The organism is Wolbachia endosymbiont of Wiebesia pumilae (genome assembly GCF_017869285.1).
Taxonomy (GTDB): Bacteria; Pseudomonadota; Alphaproteobacteria; order Rickettsiales; family Anaplasmataceae; genus Wolbachia; species Wolbachia pipientis.
The window spans coordinates 875,732-894,078 of sequence record NZ_CP054557.1 but is presented as its reverse complement, the minus strand read 5'-3'; the positions used below and the strand labels follow the sequence as shown (position 1 = coordinate 894,078).

General features: G+C 35.1%; 13 protein-coding genes and 2 pseudogenes. 6 read left to right on the top strand and 9 right to left on the bottom strand.

The genetic code is table 11. The features are described 5' to 3' along the window. Window positions 1-28: 28 nt before the first annotated feature. The 3 genes from HUB92_RS04665 to HUB92_RS04655 all read right to left on the bottom strand — a co-directional run bounded on the left by HUB92_RS04665 (window position 29) and on the right by HUB92_RS04655 (window position 3,210). Window positions 29-1,015: a tyrosine recombinase gene (locus tag HUB92_RS04665; RefSeq protein ID WP_151808093.1), complete on the bottom strand. Its 987-nt coding sequence runs from the start codon at window positions 1,013-1,015 to the stop codon at window positions 29-31. Window positions 1,016-1,380: 365 nt separating this feature from the next. Then, window positions 1,381-2,016 carry a DnaA ATPase domain-containing protein gene (locus tag HUB92_RS04660; RefSeq protein ID WP_006280257.1) on the bottom strand — a complete coding sequence of 212 codons (636 nt, stop codon included), beginning with the start codon at window positions 2,014-2,016 and terminating at the stop codon, window positions 1,381-1,383. A gap of 129 nt (window positions 2,017-2,145) precedes the next feature. After that, window positions 2,146-3,210, bottom strand: coding sequence for an AI-2E family transporter (locus tag HUB92_RS04655; protein WP_010963061.1), 1,065 nt, complete (start codon window positions 3,208-3,210; stop codon window positions 2,146-2,148). 263 nt (window positions 3,211-3,473) lie between these two features. Between HUB92_RS04655 and HUB92_RS04650 the strand changes: the two genes are divergently transcribed. Further along, entirely contained in the window at window positions 3,474-4,667 is a 1,194-nt protein-coding gene (locus HUB92_RS04650) for a bifunctional 2-C-methyl-D-erythritol 4-phosphate cytidylyltransferase/2-C-methyl-D-erythritol 2,4-cyclodiphosphate synthase (protein ID WP_209472538.1), read from the top strand. Window positions 4,668-5,563: 896 nt separating this feature from the next. Here the strand turns inward: HUB92_RS04650 and HUB92_RS04645 are convergent. Continuing rightward, entirely contained in the window at window positions 5,564-6,628 is a 1,065-nt protein-coding gene (locus HUB92_RS04645) for a 5-(carboxyamino)imidazole ribonucleotide synthase (protein ID WP_010082017.1), read from the bottom strand. 96 nt (window positions 6,629-6,724) lie between these two features. Between HUB92_RS04645 and apaG the strand changes: the two genes are divergently transcribed. Both apaG and HUB92_RS04635 read left to right on the top strand, forming a co-directional pair. After that, window positions 6,725-7,126: a Co2+/Mg2+ efflux facilitator ApaG/CorD gene (gene apaG, locus HUB92_RS04640; protein WP_007549064.1), complete on the top strand. Its 402-nt coding sequence runs from the start codon at window positions 6,725-6,727 to the stop codon at window positions 7,124-7,126. Window positions 7,127-7,303: 177 nt separating this feature from the next. Next, window positions 7,304-8,197, top strand: a complete 894-nt coding sequence (locus tag HUB92_RS04635) for an Rpn family recombination-promoting nuclease/putative transposase (protein ID WP_209472536.1) — start codon at window positions 7,304-7,306, stop codon at window positions 8,195-8,197. A 10-nt stretch (window positions 8,198-8,207) separates the two neighbouring features. On the opposite strand, the gene HUB92_RS04630 is transcribed toward HUB92_RS04635, so the two are convergent. Beyond that, complete coding sequence (locus tag HUB92_RS04630) at window positions 8,208-9,806, bottom strand: ABC transporter permease (protein WP_209472535.1); 1,599 nt, start codon at window positions 9,804-9,806, stop codon at window positions 8,208-8,210. Between the two features lie 129 nt (window positions 9,807-9,935). On the opposite strand from HUB92_RS04630, the gene trhO reads away from it, so the two are divergent. Next, entirely contained in the window at window positions 9,936-10,763 is an 828-nt protein-coding gene (gene trhO, locus HUB92_RS04625) for an oxygen-dependent tRNA uridine(34) hydroxylase TrhO (protein WP_209472533.1), read from the top strand. Here trhO and HUB92_RS06975 read toward each other — a convergent pair. From HUB92_RS06975 to terL, 3 genes and pseudogenes are all read right to left on the bottom strand, one after another. Further along, window positions 10,751-10,885 (bottom strand): hypothetical protein, encoded by a 135-nt coding sequence (locus tag HUB92_RS06975; RefSeq protein ID WP_255407365.1) that lies wholly within the window; start codon window positions 10,883-10,885, stop codon window positions 10,751-10,753. The two genes, trhO and HUB92_RS06975, sit on opposite strands and share 13 nt — an antisense overlap. Window positions 10,886-10,941: 56 nt before the next feature. Then, window positions 10,942-13,392, bottom strand: coding sequence for a type I DNA topoisomerase (gene topA, locus HUB92_RS04620; RefSeq protein WP_209472532.1), 2,451 nt, complete (start codon window positions 13,390-13,392; stop codon window positions 10,942-10,944). A gap of 423 nt (window positions 13,393-13,815) precedes the next feature. Next, window positions 13,816-14,340, bottom strand: a pseudogene (gene terL, locus HUB92_RS04615) (phage terminase large subunit); the annotation flags it as partial. Between the two features lie 55 nt (window positions 14,341-14,395). On the opposite strand from terL, the gene HUB92_RS04610 reads away from it, so the two are divergent. Next, window positions 14,396-15,228, top strand: a protein-coding gene (locus HUB92_RS04610; protein WP_209472412.1) for an IS5-like element ISWpi1 family transposase whose coding sequence is annotated in 2 segments (ribosomal slippage) — window positions 14,396-14,765 and window positions 14,765-15,228 — 834 coding nt in all. Because the reading frame shifts where the segments join, the coding sequence is not laid out codon by codon here. A gap of 22 nt (window positions 15,229-15,250) precedes the next feature. Here HUB92_RS04610 and HUB92_RS04605 read toward each other — a convergent pair. Further along, a pseudogene (locus tag HUB92_RS04605) lies at window positions 15,251-16,186 on the bottom strand (phage terminase large subunit); the annotation flags it as partial. A gap of 1,118 nt (window positions 16,187-17,304) precedes the next feature. On the opposite strand from HUB92_RS04605, the gene HUB92_RS04600 reads away from it, so the two are divergent. Beyond that, window positions 17,305-18,131 (top strand): IS5 family transposase gene (locus HUB92_RS04600; protein ID WP_209472530.1). Its coding sequence is split into 2 segments (ribosomal slippage): window positions 17,305-17,692 and window positions 17,692-18,131, totalling 828 coding nucleotides; the frame shifts between segments, so codons are not numbered across the junction. The last annotated feature ends 216 nt before the right edge of the window (window positions 18,132-18,347 follow it).

Here is an 18,347-nt window from a genome sequence, read left to right as displayed (position 1 = left end):
ACTTTATTACAAATTAAAAACAATAAATTTAATTATTGATCATCTGAGTAATAGGATGCGAATCAGCTAATTTGTCCTTTAACTTTTCGTTAGCAATATGAGTATATATTTGTGTTGTAGAAAGGTTAGTATGGCCAAGAACTTTCTGTATCAACACAATATTTGCTCCGCTATTTAGTAGATGGGTAGCAAAAGAATGCCTAATCACGTGTGGAGAGATCTTATTTTCATCAATATTGCATTTTCTTGCCAACTCCTTCATTAATTGACCGACCCTCTGCCTTGTAATTGGTTTATTAGGTTTATCACCTGGGAATAGCCAATCGGATTCCTTTTCTTTAGAGATCAGATTATCACGAACTGATAAATAATTTCTAAGGCTCTGCAATGCTTGTTCATTAAAAAGAATTTGCCTCTCTCTACCACTTTTTCCTTTTATTATTATATAGCATTCTTTGTTATTACTGTTTATTAAATGTGACACTTCACATAATTTCATACTAATTAGTTCAGAAACACGCATTCCAGAAGAGTAAAGGATATCTAAAATCGCACATAGCCTTTTACTGCTTATCTCTTTATTCGATTCGCTTGCTGATTTTCTCACTGTGTCCATTAGCAAAAATATTTCTTCGACACTTAAATACTTAGGCAAAGGACGAGAAACTTTTGGATTCTTTAATTCAGCATCATTAGCCGGCGCTGGATTAAAATCTATTATTCCGTCATTAAATAGACACTTGTAAAAATTTTTCATAGCGGATATTTTTCTTGATATAGAGCTACTTTTATATTTTTTTTGTGTACATAAAGATTTCACATAATCTTTAATATTGGTTTTGTTTACACCAACCAAGGTAGTGCCGCTTTCCAATAAAAATTCTTCAAACTGGTGTAAATCCGAACGATAACTTTCCAGAGTATTTTGTGCAGCGGACCTCTCTGAAGCTAAAGCATCTATGTAATATGTTATGTAAAGATTTTCTTTTTTATTTTGCGACTGTTTATTTTTCATTATCAGTTCCTATATTTATTTCTTTGGCTATAATTTGATTAGAAGTGTTCCCTGTGTTTCTTATGAGAAAATATGAGACAAATAAAGCATTTATCAATAGAGTGAACATCACAAACTTTTGCTTTAACCTTTTTCTTAAATTTAATCTTACTCTTATCATAGTTAAATTATAACGTTAAATCTATAAAAAACACCTTATAAAGTGAGCTCTACTATAAATATAGAATACTTCTTAGCTGTATCTATCTATATTTATTATAACATAACATTGATTATAATTCTAACATGGACAGATAGAGATTCCAATTACGTTAGTGTTATGGGTGTTAATAAATTTTTAATATACACCTTTACAAAAGAAGAAATCAAATGGCATCTTTTTTTAATAAAGTGCTAATAAAAGGAACGGTCACATTTGACCCTATAGATTCATTATCTATCTTTTCTATAATTTTATCAATGCTATAGAAAGAACGTTCTATTCTTGCTAAAATATAATTAATCACTTTTAAATCAATTTTTAACTGTTTATCTGAAAATCGTTTTATTAGCATAATTCTTAATAATTCCTCGCTTGCAGGCAAAATTTTTACGCTGATAGTTGATAATATTCGAGAACTTAAATCTCTTAGTTTGAAGTTAAGCTTTTTTGGTGAAATTGAAGAAGTGATTAGCAGCCTCTTGTCGTTTTCTTTCATGTAATTGTAACAATGTAATAACATTGCTTCATCTTTAATGTTTTGTACGTCTTCTAAAATAAAAGCATCGCTATACCTAATCTCGCTTACGAAGTTATTCACATTGATAAAGATTGCATCGTTTATTGATTGCCAAATATGAGCAAGATGAGTTTTACCGGAGCTTTTAGGTCCAAAAAGAATCAGACATTTCCAAGATAAATCATTAACTACCGAATTATATACGTGCTTATTTTCATCTAAGATGATGTAATTTTGCCGGCTATAATCAGCTTGATTGTTGTTAAATAAATTTAATTGCACGTTGAACCTCTTACGTAACCTCTTTCTGGTAGTAATTTTTGCGCAGAAATTTACTTACGCTCCTCAAATGTGTCAGGTATTCTGGGCTCATTTCTCCTCTTACCATAAATTGATTATGCAAAAGGTCTGTTAGCCGTTTTTATAAAGCTCACTTTTAAAATATTTATTGATTGCATATTCTACTGATACATTGAACATTGCTATTATTGGAATAAAAAGTAATATACCTGTAAATCCAAAATATGAAGCGCATATAGTAATTCCCAGAATAATTACAGTTGGATGTATATGAACTTTTTTTCCTATTAATAAAGGAACTAATATGTTTGAATCTATTAATTGTCCAACACCAAATAATAGCAAAACAGCAGCACTTTCAAACCATCCACTAAATTGAGTGATAGCGCTCAAAAACCCAATAATGGTATATAATAATGGCCCTACGTAAGGTATGAACGTTAACATTCCTGATAAAATTCCAATAACAATAGAGTGTTCCAATCCAATTATGCTCAGACTCACAGAGTAAAAGACCATCATGACAATACATACATTTACCTGCCCCTTTAGATAATTAGATATAATGAAATCCACTTTGGAAAAATAATCTGCAATTTTTCCTCTGTAAGGAATAGGGATTAATTTACTAGCTTTTTCTATAATTAAAGGCCAATCACGTAATATATAGAAAAACACTACAGGAGTAATCACCATTAATGATACCGTGTTAAAGCTTGAACTTAACACTTGGATTATAAAGTTACTAGCAATATCAAGAGCATTCATGAAATAAGATACATAGTTGCTGTAATTTTCTGCTAGATTTTTAGATAAATGATCAAATAAGCTATCCTCGATTTTCATATTAAGAAATTCTAATACAGAGGGGATTACTTTAAACTTTAATGAAGGCACTTTACTCACTAAGAAATTTAATATTGAAGTAATTTGAACATATATAATAGGTAAAACAAATGTTATGACTAGTATAAAAGCTATTAATAAAATAAGTATTATAAAAATTACAGAACATGAACGTGGTATTCTATACTTTTCAAACTTGACTACTAGCGGATTAAACAAATATGCAATAATAATAGATATTAAACATGGAAAAATCATAGGACGCATCAGGAATAACATCCCTATTATAAAAAGCAGTATGAAACAAATAGTTATATGACGTTTTTGCATGTGTTTAGCATAGCTAATTTACTGAAAAATATGCAATTTATTTTTCCTATGTTGAAAGTATTTTACGATTTGTAATACTATCATTTTTTACTAAAATTTAGTTGTTTAATCCGCAGGCAAAGATAGATTTTGAGCTCTCTAAATATCTCTTTTGCTATTATAATTATGCTAGTTAATAGGGGAAGTAACTTTTATATGATGTCAGAAATTTTATTTTTCGGAAAGAATCTTGGATAGAGAGGAAAGCTTCTACAAAAAGAAATATGTGCGCTAAGAAATACAAAATAGCAGCATTAATAGTTGCAGCGGGAGTAGGCAGTAGATGCAATTCTACGATTCCTAAGCAATATATAAAACTGGCAGGTAAATCTGTTTTATTTCATACAATTAAAAGATTTCTGGCTAACCAATATATAGATTACATAAGAATAGCAATTAATAGAGACCATGAAAGTTTCTATGAGAAAGCTATATCACTAATTACAGACACTAAATTACTAAGCCCTGTATACGGAGGAGAAAACAGGCAAAGTTCAGTTAAACTAGGGCTTGAAAGCTTACAAAAAATTAACCCAGATTTTGTAGTTATACACGATGCTTGTAGGCCTTTTGTGTCAGATGTTCTGATAGATAACTTGGTTGAATCTATGATTAATGATCAATATACAGGAGTAGTTCCAGCAATAGAAGTTGAAGACACTATGTCATTGGTGAGTAATAGTTTTATTGAATCTACGATTTCAAGAGGAAAGCTCAGAGCCATACAAACCCCTCAAATTTTTAATTTCAAAGAATTATTATCATGCCATCAATCAGTCAAAGAATTTACTGACGATTCATCACTAATGGTAGAGCACAAAAAACATGTTGCGATTATTAAAGGTGAGAAAAGCAATTTTAAGTTAACCACAAAAGAGGATATCAATATGGCAAAGCTTCTTTTTGAAGAGCCAAAATTTCGTGTCGGAGCCGGTTATGATATACATAAGTTCATTAAAGTTCAAAATGGTGCTGAAAGCTTTATAAAAATTTGCGGTGTGAAAATTGAACACAACATGGCAATAGAAGCGCACTCTGATGGTGATGTTGCAATACATGCAATCGTTGATGCAATACTCGGAGCACTGGGATGTGGCGACATAGGAGAGCACTTTCCTCCTAGTTCCTCTGAATGGAAAGATTGCAATTCATCTCACTTTCTTGACTTTGCTGCTAAAAAAGCAAAGGAAAAAGGGTACAGCGTGTCTAATTTAGATATTACTATAGTTTGTGAAGAGCCTAAAATATCGCCTTACAAAGTAGAAATGAAGAAATTCATATCAAAAGCATTAGAAATTGATGATGAATTTGTAAATATCAAAGCAACCACTGCAGAGAAATTAGGTTATATTGGAAGAAATGAAGGAATAGCAGTGCATGCTTCTGTGTTATTGCATACAAACTTTTATTGGGAATAGAAACGAAAAAACTTACTTGACACCCTTCGCCAGCCCCCTTATCATGAAACTGAAGCTATTTATTTATCTTCTCTGTACAGATTAAATGACAAAAAAACTCACGTATCTGGCGTCCCATGTTTAATTTTTTGCACTATGTGCACCTTATGTCTTTATAAAATTTCTAGGTTTTTACCTAATATAAGCTGAAATGCGCTTATAAAGCATTTAAAACATCAAAAAACGCCGATTTAAAAAATGGATAGTGAATAACTAGCTACCCTAGGGTTTCTTTTGCCTTTTTTTCTGTTTAGTAAATTTCTTAATGTTTATAATTTAGATTAGTTGCGGCTTAAAAGCAACTAAATCGCGGTTATTAAGCGTTTAGAATAAAAAAACGCCATACTTGAAAGTATAATGTAAGTAATTAGCCAACCACGGGGCTTCTTTTGCCTTTTTTTTTATTTGGTAAATTTCTTAATATTTATGGCTAAACGACAATCGTCATCCCGCTACTTGTTAGCGGGATCTAGAGATACCGCGGCGGCATGACGTAGGACTGCTGTCATTCAAGTAGCTGACGCTGGAACCCAGCCTTGCTGTAATCTCATCAAGAACGTTGTGTTTTAACATAAGATCAGCCACTTTTATGCTTACCAACTTAATAAAATTCCTGGATCCAAGTAGTCAGGCTACTCGAATGACACCTTCATAAAGTGAAATGAGATCCCGCTAACAAGCAGCGGGATGACGAGAAAGGGGCTACTCGGATGACACCCTCATAAAGTAAAATGAGATCCCGCTAACAAGCAGCGGAATGACGGGAAAAGAGGTGCTAGAATGACACCGTTTACTATGTAACATCTCATCATATCACAATGTTCGTACAGTTGTGGCGGTATGACGTAGAAAAACTGTTAACTTAAATCTATATTGACATGTCCCATTTTACGCTTATCCCTAACCTCTTTTTTCCCATATATGGTTAAACTAGCTTTTTCGTTGCTCAAATACTTATGAGAATCATATATATCATTACCTATTATATTTTTCGTCATACAAGGAAAGCGTAATACTACTTCCTGCATAGGTAGCCCGCATATTATCCTAACTAGCTGTTCAAATTGACTAACGTTACATGCATCCAAGCTCCAGTGGCAAGAATTGTGAGGTCTGGGAGCTAGTTCATTAACTAACAATTCGTTATCCTTAGTAACAAAAAATTCAATAGCCAGAATTCCTATTACATCAAGCGCATTTGCTATTTTCTTTGCAGCTCGTTGTACCTCTTGAGTTAATTTACTATCTATTTTAGCTGGCACTGTTGAAGTATCAAGTATTCCATCAACGTGGTAATTTTCTGCTATAGGAAAAAAAGCTACTTTACCGTTTTTATCTCTTGCAACGACTATTGAAACCTCTTTCAGTAAATCAACACTTGCTTCAAGAATGTACTCTGTATTCCAATCAAAGGAAGCAAATTGCTTCACTTCAGAATCATTCTCAAGCACATATTGCCCTTTTCCATCATAACCCATTTCTGTTGTTTTCAGCCTTGTTGGATAGCCAAAAGCTCTACTGCTTTTCAGTAGCTCATTATAATTTTGTATACTTTTGTATTCAGCAGTTTTTATACTCAAGCTTCTAATGAAATCTTTCTCTCTAAGCCTATTTTGCGCAATGTGTAACGCTTTTTTACCCGGATAAAAATTTACATCGATATCAATTGCACTACATGGAATATTTTCAGACTCAATAGTGACCAAATCCACACTCTGTGCAAAAGATTCAAGCGCTTTCTTATCAGAGAAATCTGCTATTGTGAAATCATCAGCAATAGAACAAGCTGGATCGTCTTTAGCACTGGCAAAAACATGTATTTTTTGTCCAAGTTTTGTTGCAGCGATAGCAGTCATTTTACCTAATTGTCCACCACCTATTATTCCTATTACTTTTTTGCTCAGCGCATCTGGTTCATTCATACTATAAATTGATATTTCCTAATTAAAGTATACTTGAAAAATCTATGAAAAAAGTATATAATTAAAATACTATTTTCTTATCATGAATATTTTATAATGATAGAATACACACTAACTACCAACTTTGTTGAAGTTACAGTTTTACCAATTTATATTGAAGAGCAATCCATTCCTTATGAAAATTGCTATGTATGGATGTATAACGTTAAGATAAAAAACAAAAGCCAATCAACTATTCAATTGTTAAGTCGTCATTGGCAAATAATAGATTATAAGGGAAAAGTAAATGAAATTGCCGGAGTTGGTGTTATCGGAGAACAACCTGTGATAAAATCTGGAGAGGTATTTAAATACACAAGTGGAACATACTTAAATGTACCGTCAGGAATAATGCAGGGTAAGTATGAATTTCTGAATGAAGAAAGCATAAAAGTTTTTGAAGTTATGATACCACCCTTTTCTTTGGATAGTCCATACATCAAAACTAGACCCCATTAACTGTCAAAATAGTTTATTTGTAACCAGACTGCATTCTGTGATTTTTAGCAAAGCACGATCTTTCATTTGAGCTTTCTTCAATTTAAAATAAATACAGAAACTAGCTATCTTCAAAAATATGGTTGAATAATTGTTAATAATAGTGTATAATTATTAATATTTTCAAGCATTTTTGCCATGGCTCTTTCAAAATTTCTCGATCCTCGCAATGATTTGTGTTTCAAAAAAATCTTTGGAACGGAAAAAAATAAGAATATCCTGATCCACTTTTTGAACGATATTTTAGGGTTTACTGAGATAAATGCAATACAAGAAGTTGAGTTTCTTAGCACTATTATGGATCCCGAAGTTGCCTCTGATAAACAAAGTATTGTTGATGTTCTCTGCAAGGATTCTCACGGAAATAGATATATAGCAGAAATGCAGCTCGCTAGAGACAAGGGCTTCGAAAAACGCGCTCAATTATATGCCGCTAAAGCCTACTCAAGACAATTAGATAAATCTGGCAACTACATTGATTTAAAGAAAGTCTTCTTTATTGCTATATCAAATTGTAACTTACTTCCTGAAGAAGTTGATTATATTTCTACTCACAATATACGTGATATAAAAACTAACGGCCATTACTTAAAAGATTTTCAATTTATCTTTATAGAATTGCCCAAATTTTCAAAAAGTAAAGTAGAGCAGCTAGAAAGTACAATAGAAAGGTGGTGTTTCTTTTTTAAATATGCAGAAGAAACAACAGAAGAGGACTTAAAAGAGATAGCAGAAAAAGCACCAATAATAAAGCTGGCGTATGATGAGTTAGACAAGTTTCGTTGGAACGAAAAAGATTTAGTAGCCTATGAAGAAAGGATAATGGATCTACGCAAAGAAGAAGCCATTCTTGAATACAGACTTGATCTTGCTACTGAAAAAGGCAAAAAAATTGGTAAAGAGGAAGGGAAAATTGAAGGGAAAATTGAAGTCGCAAAAGCAATGCTGGCTAATAATGTTGATGTCAACACTATTGTCAAGTTTACTGGCCTTTCTATTAGTGAGATTGAAGAATTAAGTGGAAATCTGTGAACGGTTACGTTTATTTTTTATCCTTATCATCAAGTGTAAATAAGGTTATTGTAGAGATTAAGCCTATTATAACTATTATTAACGAAAATGGGGCAGCTTCTCTATAGCGCTCATCGCTTACAAGTTCATATATTCTAGTTGATATAGTTTCAAAATTAAATGGTCTTATAATAAGTGTTGCTGTGAGCTCTTTGATAGTATCCATAAATACGAGCAAAAATCCCGATAATATACTCTTCTTGATGAGAGGGATATGAACATTCAAACATGTGGAAATAGGTCCATGACCCATAGTATATGCAGTCCACTCAATTTCATTTGGTGTTTTTTTGAGCCCTAACTCTACCGCATTGAAAGATATAGCAAAAAAACGAAATAAATATGAGTAAACTAATGCGCCAATAGTTCCTACCAAGCTAATTTCCACAATATATTGAGTAATGAAAGAGGATATTCTGCTTAAAAATATTATTATGCTAATTGCGATAATTGCATTTGGAATTGCGTAGCCTAAAGAAATGAGACGTGCTACATTATTGATTACCTTATTTTTACGCGCCGTATATCCAATAATTATTGCAATGCTAATTGAGATTAGTGCAGTGATGAATGATAAACTAACGCTATTTGCTATTATGTTATAGAATCTTGCTTCATATATGAAAAACCCCTTCTCTATGCTCCAATATATGAGCGGAATCATTGGCAAAATAAAACCTATTAATATCGGCAATACACACATAAGATAAGCAAAGATCAATGGTATAGTGCCACTTATACTCCGTTTGTTGTGATAATCTGAATTGGTATTGATTGAAGAGTAGGATATTCCTTTTTTTTGTAGTTTTTTTTCGATAGCTATTAGTGTTGCAACGAAAATCAACTCTGCAACTGCTAAAACAGTAGTTGAATATTTGTCATGCAGTAAAAACCAGGTGCGATATATTCCTGTTGTGAAAGTATCGATAGCAAGAAACTGTGGTGTGCCGAAATCTGTAATTACTTCCATTAGTACCAAAGACAACCCAGCTATAATTGATGGGCGTATGGAGGGTATGATGACAGAAAACAGGCTCTTCAATGAGGAGAACCCAAGTGTTGACGCAATAGTGACTGAGTTACTAACATTCTTTAGACTTGAGCGGACTAACATATAAACGTATGGATATAGGCTGAATCCCATTACTAATATTCCACCACCTAGGGATTTTATTTCAGGAAACCAATAGTCACCTTTGCTCCACTCTAAAATGTCTCTTAATGAGCTCTGCACCGGACCTGAAAACTCTAGTGTATTTACATAGACGAACGCTACTATATATCCAGGAATCGATATTGGAAAGAATAAAGCAATCTCAAAAATTTTACTTCCAGGAAATGAAAAAAATGTGGTGAGCCAAGCTGGAATTACTCCAAATATGAAAGATATTCCCCCTACTCCTACCATCAAAATTAACGTACTCAGTATATATTCAGGAAAAAGTGTACTGATTACCCATTCGGAATTCGCTGAATCTGTAAATAAGATTGATATTAACGATAGTATAGGACAGACGAATAATATACTTACTAAAAATAAGAATATATTTTTAAATACTCTTAAAAACATTAATTTGAATCTATATTTTATATTAAAATGTTATATGTAAAAACTGAAGATATCCAGTAATTAACAGCCGTACTATTGAATATCTTTATAATTTTGTATATCATGTTTTTAGTTGATAAGTGAATAATCATGAGCTTCGTCATTGCAACTTTCTATCACTTTGTAGAACTCTCTAATTATTATGACATGAAAGACGAAATAAAAGCTGCATGCAACAACGTTGAGTTAAAGGGCACTATACTCCTTGCAGAAGAGGGTGTTAATGCAACAATATCTGGTGAAAGAAACGCAATTGATAAAATATTCGATTTTCTACGTTCTGATTATAGGCTAAGGGACCTTACATGGAAAGAGAGTGCAGAAGAATATCAACCATTTAGCAAGATGAAGGTAAAATTAAAAAGAGAGATTGTGAATCTTGGTGTAAGCAATCTTGATATTTCCCTTAAGGGTAAATATGTTGATCCAGAGCATTGGGATGATTTTACTTCTCAACCTGACGTTTTAGTAATAGATACACGAAACGAGTATGAAGTGAAATTAGGCAAGTTTAAGGATGCAATTAATCCACACACACAATGTTTCCGTGAGTTTCCTCAGTGGACAGAGTCATTTTCTGAGAGTAAAGACCTGAAAGTGGCTATGTACTGCACTGGTGGGATTAGATGCGAAAAATCTACAGCATATATGAAAAGCCTTGGATTTAGTGATGTTTACCATCTTAAAGGCGGCATTCTTTCTTACCTTGAAAAAACTTATAATAAAAATGGTAATTGGAAAGGAGAATGTTTTGTTTTTGATGATAGAATTGCTGTTGATAACTCACTTACTCCAAGCAACACAATAAAATGCATATTCTGCTCAAATCAAGTTTCAACTGATAAACTGAAATCAGTTCCACGTGGCCAAGTGGTTTGTTCTGATTGTAAACTTCAGTGTTATAGCTATAATAAATAAAACATCATACTGCTGCAGTTGTATGCACGTTGTGATTTGAGAGCAACCTCTACCAGAAAGGGTGTCATGCCAGTGCCCAGACACTGGCATCCAGGTTCTTTTTTTCTAGATTCCAGCGTCACACGCTGGAATGACAAAAAAGCTGATTTTTAACGTAGATAATGGTTATGCAAGAAGTCTACTTCTTACCCTTAATCAACTCTAAAGCCTTCTCCAGATCTATACTCTCAATATCTGCACTCTTGCCCAAAGCAACGTTTGTTTTACCGCATTTTATATAGAATCCGTACCTACCGTTGCAGATAAAAACTTCTTTTCCCTTTTCATTAACCCCGAGAGATTTTAACTCTTTGCGTGGACTGTTTGCAATAATTTGTACAACTTCGCTCAATTCTGTATTCAGCACCTCTTTGGAGCTTTTCTTAAGAGAAAAGTATTTACCATCATAGAAAATATAGTACCCAAATCGTCCAAGGCCTATTTTTACTTCCTTTCCGGTTTCAGGGTGTTCTCCGATTACTTTTGGCAAGGAAAGTAACTGAGTAGCGGTGCTCAGATCAATCTCATTAACATTTATATCTTTTGGTATGGAAACCGTTTTTTTCTTTTTTAACTCGTTATTAAACTCCAGATAAAGTCCAAAAGGACCCTTTTTGATCATCACTTCTTGGTTTGTTATATCATCTATACCTAAACTTTTTGGATATTCTGAATTGTCGTTACTACCTGTAATTTCTTTTGTATGGTTGCATTCAGGATAGTTAGAACATCCAAGGAACACCCCGGCTTTTCCAAAGTTCAATTTCAATATGCCACCTAAGCAAGCAGGGCATTTCGTATTCACCTCTTTTCTTCCTTCTTCTGAACAAAACCAATCGATTACCAAATCGTGAATGCCGCTGAAAACTTCATCATGCGTCATTTGCTTGACAGAGTTTACATGACCAAAAAATGGCACCCAAAAGTGGCCTAATTCTTTTTTCCAATCTGCATGTCCATTTGAAATTAAATCAAGCTTCTCTTCCATTTGTGCTGTGAAATCATACTCTACACAACGCTGAAAAAAAGTTTCTAAAAATATAGTAACGATTTTACCGCGGCTGCTTGGAATAAACCTTTTGCTATCCAATGAAACGTACTCACGATCTTGTAATACCGAAATAATTGTTGCATAAGTTGATGGTCGACCTATACCGATTTCTTCCATTTTTTTTACGATACTTGCTTCACTATAACGAGGTGGCGGTTGAGTGAAATGTTGTTTTGGCTCAACTGAAATCAGCTTACACGCTTCCCCTTCCTTCATGGCAGGTAGCAGGCCTTCATTTTCGGCTTCTATGTTATCTTGGTAGACTCTATAAAAACCATCAAAGAATATACTTGATCCACTTGCTCGCAGAATTACTTTCTGGTCAGTAGAACTAATTTCGACTACCACTTGATCAAGAATCGCCGACTCCATTTGACTTGCAATGGTCCTTTTCCAGATTAAATCATACAATTTAAATTGCTCTGGCGTTAAGTAATCCTTAATACTACCCGGCGTTCTATTGATATCAGTTGGACGAATTGCTTCATGTGCTTCTTGAGCATTTTTGACCTTTTTTACATATTTACGAGGAGACTGCGGTAAATATTTATCACCATATAATGACTTAATTGACCCTCTAATTGAGTTTATAGCCTCATCTGCAATATGAAACCCATCTGTACGCATGTAAGTTATCAACCCTACAGTTTCACCACCAATATCGATACCTTCATATAAATTTTGCGCTATGCGCATAACACTTTTCACATTAAAATACAGTTTATTCACTGCATCTTGCTGAAGACTTGAAGTAATAAACGGAGGAAGCGGGTTTCTCTTAACTTGCTTGCGTTCTACTGTGCTTACAGCATATTGCCTTGATTCAATCTCCCTGACTAAGTTCTTTGCTTCTTCTTCATTCTTAATATCAAATTTTTCTAGCTTTTTATTGTCATAGTGGCTTAGCATAGCAAAAAAAGCCTCATCTTTGCTATTTTGCATTTCTGCTTTTATGCTCCAATACTCCTGTGTTATAAATTTACTAATTTCATCTTCTCGTTCGCATATAATCTTTAATGCAACAGACTGCACTCGCCCTGCAGACTTGCTTCCCGACAATTTTGTCCACAGCAGTGGTGACAAACTAAATCCAACTAGATAATCCAAAGCTCTACGTGCTTGTTGTGCACGCACTAAATCCATATTAATTTCACGTGGATTTTTTATTGCTTCTTGTACTGCTCTTTTTGTTATCTCATTAAAGACTACTCTATAAATGTTGTTTTCATTACTGATTGCTTTCTTTTCTTTTAATGTCTCTATCACATGCCAAGCCATTGCTTCCCCTTCTCTGTCTGGGTCTGTTGCAAGATATATATCTGATGTTTTGCTTGCGGCTTTTACTAGCTCTTTTATATACTTTTCTGCTTTTTCAATGGTTTCATACTTTATAGCAAAATCATTATCCGGATCGACAGAACCGTTTTTTGCTGGAAGATCCCTCACATGTCCAAAGGATGCAGCTACTTTGAACTCTTTACTCAAATATTTACCTATTGTCTTTGCTTTCGCAGGTGATTCAACTATTAATAATGCCATATTGTTAATTATTTTAGTACTTAAAGATAATATGTTGAGAAATATACAATGAAAAGTAAAAAAATATTTTAATGGTTCTTGTGAATTTTACAAAGTAGACGGTGTCATGAAAGTAGCTGACACTGGAATGACAGCAGTCCTACGTCATACCGCGATTCATTCGCGGTATCTCATCAGCTAACAAGAGATCCCGCTAACAAGTAGTGGGATGACGAGCTTACCGTCATGCTGCCGCGAACCGTCATACCGCGATTCATTCGCGGTATCTCATCAGCTAACAAGCAGCAGTTCTACGTCATACCGCCGTGGTATCTTTTAGCATAGATCCCGCTAACACGTAGCGGGATGACGGTTGTCAGGGTGTCATGAAAGTAGCTGACACTGGTCTCCATCCAAGAGGGTGTCATCCCTAGTGGATTCAAATCACAATGCTCGTATAGCTGCAACCCTGGAGGTACTGTTTCTCACCCACTGGAGATATTGCACGGTACTATCTACTTGATCATCGTGTCGAGTTTCAGGAAACATTAAAATTTCATACTCAAAATCATTTAGCCATACTGCTTGATGCGGCAAAATAATCCTGCCAGACTCTATCATCGGAGCAATCCGGTGGAATCGAGTGAGCTTACCATCATGTGGCACTATTTCGATAATGGGCAAATGACTGTTTGCCTTCAGCTCTTGTGCTAATTGCTGACCACTTGTTTTGGCTTCGATCAAAATCGCGTGTGGTGACCATCTTGCAGCTAGTGATAAAACTTGTTCTTTAAGCTTTGGATACTCAAGCTTTGCGCGATATACATCAAGTAAATAGAATTTATTATCTATTTTTGCCCAGGTGGTGCAGACACTAAAGTTGCTCATGTCGCTTGTTGAAACCGCAGTATCCCAACTTTGTGTTACATGCGAGAGATTATCAGGAACATTTTTATAGCGCTTTAGAGGTTGTCCGGAAACAAGTAAAAGGCTATAATATCTGAAATTTTAGTACGGGGTAAAGATGAGAAAAAAGTATCCAACAGATCTAAGCGAAAGGGAATGGGCAAGAATAGAAAAACACTTCAGAGTATCATACAAGAAAGGAGGAAGGCCGCCAAAGTATAGCAAAAAAGAAATATTAGAAGCAATTTTCTATGTATTGCGTACAGGGTGTCAATGGCGGTATTTACCAAATGATTTTCCGCTATGGAAGACTGTGTATGAGCAGTTCAGGCAATGGAAGAAGCAGGGAATTTTTGAGAAAATGAATTATGAAATTACAAAATATAGTAGAAGAAAAATAGGAAGGAATGAGCAGCCGAGTGCCTGTATAGTAGATAGTCAATCTGTAAAGACTACAGAAAAGGGGGGATCAAAGGCTATGATGGAAGTAAAAAAGTAAAGGGTAGAAAAAGGCATATAATTACAGACACTCAGGGTTTTATACTAGGTTGTTACGTAGGCGCTGCTAACGAAAATGATAGAGATGGTATTAAAATAGCATTAAACAATATGAGAACAAAATATACTAAAGTTAAAAAAATGTGGGCTGACATGGGATACCAAGGAAGAAATTTAAAGAATCACATAAAGGAAGAATATGACATAGATATTGAAATTGTTAAAAGGCCTCCATGTAGATTTTGGGTGCACAAAGATACGCCACCTGAGCTACTACCAACAAGAGAACAAGGGTTTAAAGTACAGCCAAGAAGATGGGTTGTAGAAAGGACTTTTGCTTGGGTTAATAGGAATAGAAGGCTATCGAAGGAGTATGATTTACTCACAACATCCACTGAGAATTTCATATACCTAGCTATGAGTAGGGTTATGTTAAAGAGGGAATATGCTTGAATTTACTAGTTTCCGGACAACCTCTTAGCCACTCTCGTTTGACTATACCACTTGAAAGCGGCAGAGGGTTTTGTTGATATTGCGCAGCAAAAGCGTAACTCCCAAGTTCAGCTTTTATTATCTCAACTTCTTCTTTTCCTCCATCGAGGGGATATAACAACTGACCTTCTTCTCTTGAATATAATATCCTTACAGGTGACGCTGGTTTATTATATAATCTCCTGGTCGCACAGTGCTGAGCTACTCGGATGATAGGAACGGGAGGTATTGGCTTTTTGATTGAATAAATAACCTGCTTATTTTCAGAAATCATTGGCAAACAAATATGATGCCATATGTTTTTTGGCTTGGAGAGAAGGTGTCCAGTTAAGTCCTCCTGGTGTAGCCTGTGCATTACAAGAACGATGACTCCTTTTTTTCTATCGTTCAGCCTGGTTACTAAAGTCTGATCAAACCAGTTTGTGGCACGCTTTCTAAGCGTTTCACTCAAAGCTTGAGCAGAACTGAGCGGATCGTCCACAATGATAAAATCACCACCTTCACCAGTTAGTGTTCCACCAACTGATGTTGCGATTCTGTATCCTCTCTGCACTGTTTGAAATTTATATTTGGTATTCTGGTCTTTGGATAGTTCTATCTCTGGAAATAGCGCTCTATACCAACTAGACTGCATCACGCACCTGGTGTCGAGCGAGTGCTTTTCGCTGAGCCGCTGAGAATAACTTGCAACTATTATTCTCGCAGTTGGTTGGTTTCCCAGTATCCATGCGGGCCACGCAACGCTTATGCACATGGACTTCATCGAGCGCGGAGGCATATTGAATATTATTCGTTTCACTTCACCAGCGCTCGCTGCTTCCAGCCTGTCTGCTATGACTTTTATATACTGATAATCGTTATACTCACACCCCGGCACTACCGTTTGAAAGCACAGTTCAATGAATTTTAGAAAGTTCATGATATAATGTTGAAACCAACGCGTGACGCTGGGATGACAAAAAAAGGAGCACTGGAATGACACCCTACTTAACCGTCATACCACGATTCATTCGCGGTATCTCTTAACATAGATCCCGCTAACAAGCAGCGGGATGACGAATTACTTAACCATCATCTACACCGTCATACCGCGATTCATTCGCGGTATCTCTTAACATAGATCCCCTACTATACCTTAACATAGATCCCGCTAACAAGCAGCGGGATGACGAATTACTTAACCATCATCTACACCGTCATACCGCGATTCATTCGCGGTATCTCAAAGCATAGATCCCGCTAACAAGCAGCGGGATGACGAATTACTTAACCATCATCTACACCGTCATACCGCGATTCATTCGCGGTATCTCTTAACATAGATTCCCTACTATACCTTAACATAGATCCCGCTAACAAGCAGCGGGATGACGAATTACTTAACCATCATCTACACCGTCATACCGCGATTCATTCGCGGTATCTCAAAGCATAGATCCCGCTAACAAGCAGCGGGATGACGAATTACTTAACCATCATCTACACCGTCACACCGCGATTCATTCGCGGTATCTCAAAGCATAGATCCCGCTAACACGTAGCGGGATGACGGTTGTTGTTTAGCTATAAATATTAAGAAATTTACCAAATGAAAAAAAAGGCAAAAGAAACCCTGGGGTTATTATCCGCTTTAAAATATTGGCGTTTTTTATGTTTTAAACGCTTGACAAGCGAGATTCAGCCGCTTTTAATTGCAACTAACTTACGCTGCAAATGTTTAAGAAATTTACTAAGCAGAAAAAAAGACAAAGAATCCCCGAGTTAGCTAGTCTTTTACTATCTCTGTCGAGTATTGGCATTTTTTGATGTCTTGTAACGCTTTATAAGCGCGTTCAGCTTATTTAGATAAAAATCTAGATGTAGATGAAGTTTTGTAAAGACATACAGTATCTATATACTGCAAAAAATTGAACATAAGACGCCGATACATTAAGTAATCCTTACCTTTTAATCTGCAGATTGGCGAAAGCAAATACAATAGACTTCTTTCGAAACTAGGATAAAGTAGTAAAAATAGTAATTTTGAGGTAAGGAGAAATGAAGTATGAAATAGTGAAAGAGCTCGATAAAGGGGAGTTTCGTCGACTAACAGGAGTAAAGAGATCAACATTTAACAAAATGGTAGGGATTTTATGTGAAGAGAATAAAAAAAAGAAAGCCAAAGGAGGAAGGAAAAATAAGCTAAACGAGGAGAATATGCTGCTCATGGTATTAGAATACTTACGAGAATACCGTACATATTTTCACATAAGTCAAAGTTATGGAGTAAGTGAAAGTACGGCATATAAAACTGTAAAATGGGTAGAGGATACTCTAATACAACACCCAGATTTCGCATTGCCAGGACGAAAAGAACTCCTAAAAAGCGACGTGGAATATAAGATTCTGGTGATTGATGCAACGGAAACACCTGTAGAGAGACCAAAAAAAAGCAGAAAAGATTTTATTCAGGAAAGAAGAAAAAACATACGCTAAAAACCCAAATAATTGCAGAAAAGAAGAGCAAGAAAATTATTTGTACGTCATTTTCAAACGGGAGAAAGCATGACTTTCGGCTTTTCAAGGAGTCAAAAGTGCATGTATCAGAAGGTATAAAAGTTTTAGCCGATGCTGGCTATAGAGGTTTTCAGAAAATTCACAAAAATGTCGAGTTGCCACACAGAAGGATGAAAAAGAGTCCCTTAATTAAGGAAAAAAAGGTAGAAAATCGGGAGCTAGCAAGCAAAAGAGTAGTAGTTGAGAATGTAATTGGTCTGTTAAAAAGATTCAAAATTATTGCAGACAGATACCGCAATCGGAGAAAACGTTTTGGCTTAAGATTCAATTTTATAGCAGGAATTCACAATTTTGAGCTGTCTATATGAGTTTCGAAAGAGGTCTAATAGCTTCACTATCATGATAAGGGCGCTGGCGAAGGGTGTCAAGTAAGTTTCTATATAATATTTTCTAAAATAAATAGACTTCTCGCATCCAATTTTGGCAGCGCGCGACACACAACTGCAATGACAAGGTGTCGCAAGATAAACATCATATTCACACGAAGTACTTGACTTCACTTGTACTAAGAAGCATTTTATATA

What these genes read in the sequence shown, in the direction of transcription:
- HUB92_RS04655 (WP_010963061.1), bottom strand. Translation starts at nt 3,210, where the DNA reads ATGCAAAAACGTCATATAACTATTTGTTTCATACTGCTTTTTATAATA.
- topA (WP_209472532.1), bottom strand. Translation starts at nt 13,392, where the DNA reads ATGGCATTATTAATAGTTGAATCACCTGCGAAAGCAAAGACAATAGGT.
- HUB92_RS04650 (WP_209472538.1), top strand. Translation starts at nt 3,474, where the DNA reads ATGTGCGCTAAGAAATACAAAATAGCAGCATTAATAGTTGCAGCGGGA.
- HUB92_RS04635 (WP_209472536.1), top strand. Translation starts at nt 7,304, where the DNA reads ATGGCTCTTTCAAAATTTCTCGATCCTCGCAATGATTTGTGTTTCAAA.
- trhO (WP_209472533.1), top strand. Translation starts at nt 9,936, where the DNA reads ATGAGCTTCGTCATTGCAACTTTCTATCACTTTGTAGAACTCTCTAAT.
- HUB92_RS04665 (WP_151808093.1), bottom strand. Translation starts at nt 1,015, where the DNA reads ATGAAAAATAAACAGTCGCAAAATAAAAAAGAAAATCTTTACATAACA.
- HUB92_RS04630 (WP_209472535.1), bottom strand. Translation starts at nt 9,806, where the DNA reads ATGTTTTTAAGAGTATTTAAAAATATATTCTTATTTTTAGTAAGTATA.
- apaG (WP_007549064.1), top strand. Translation starts at nt 6,725, where the DNA reads ATGATAGAATACACACTAACTACCAACTTTGTTGAAGTTACAGTTTTA.
- HUB92_RS04645 (WP_010082017.1), bottom strand. Translation starts at nt 6,628, where the DNA reads ATGAATGAACCAGATGCGCTGAGCAAAAAAGTAATAGGAATAATAGGT.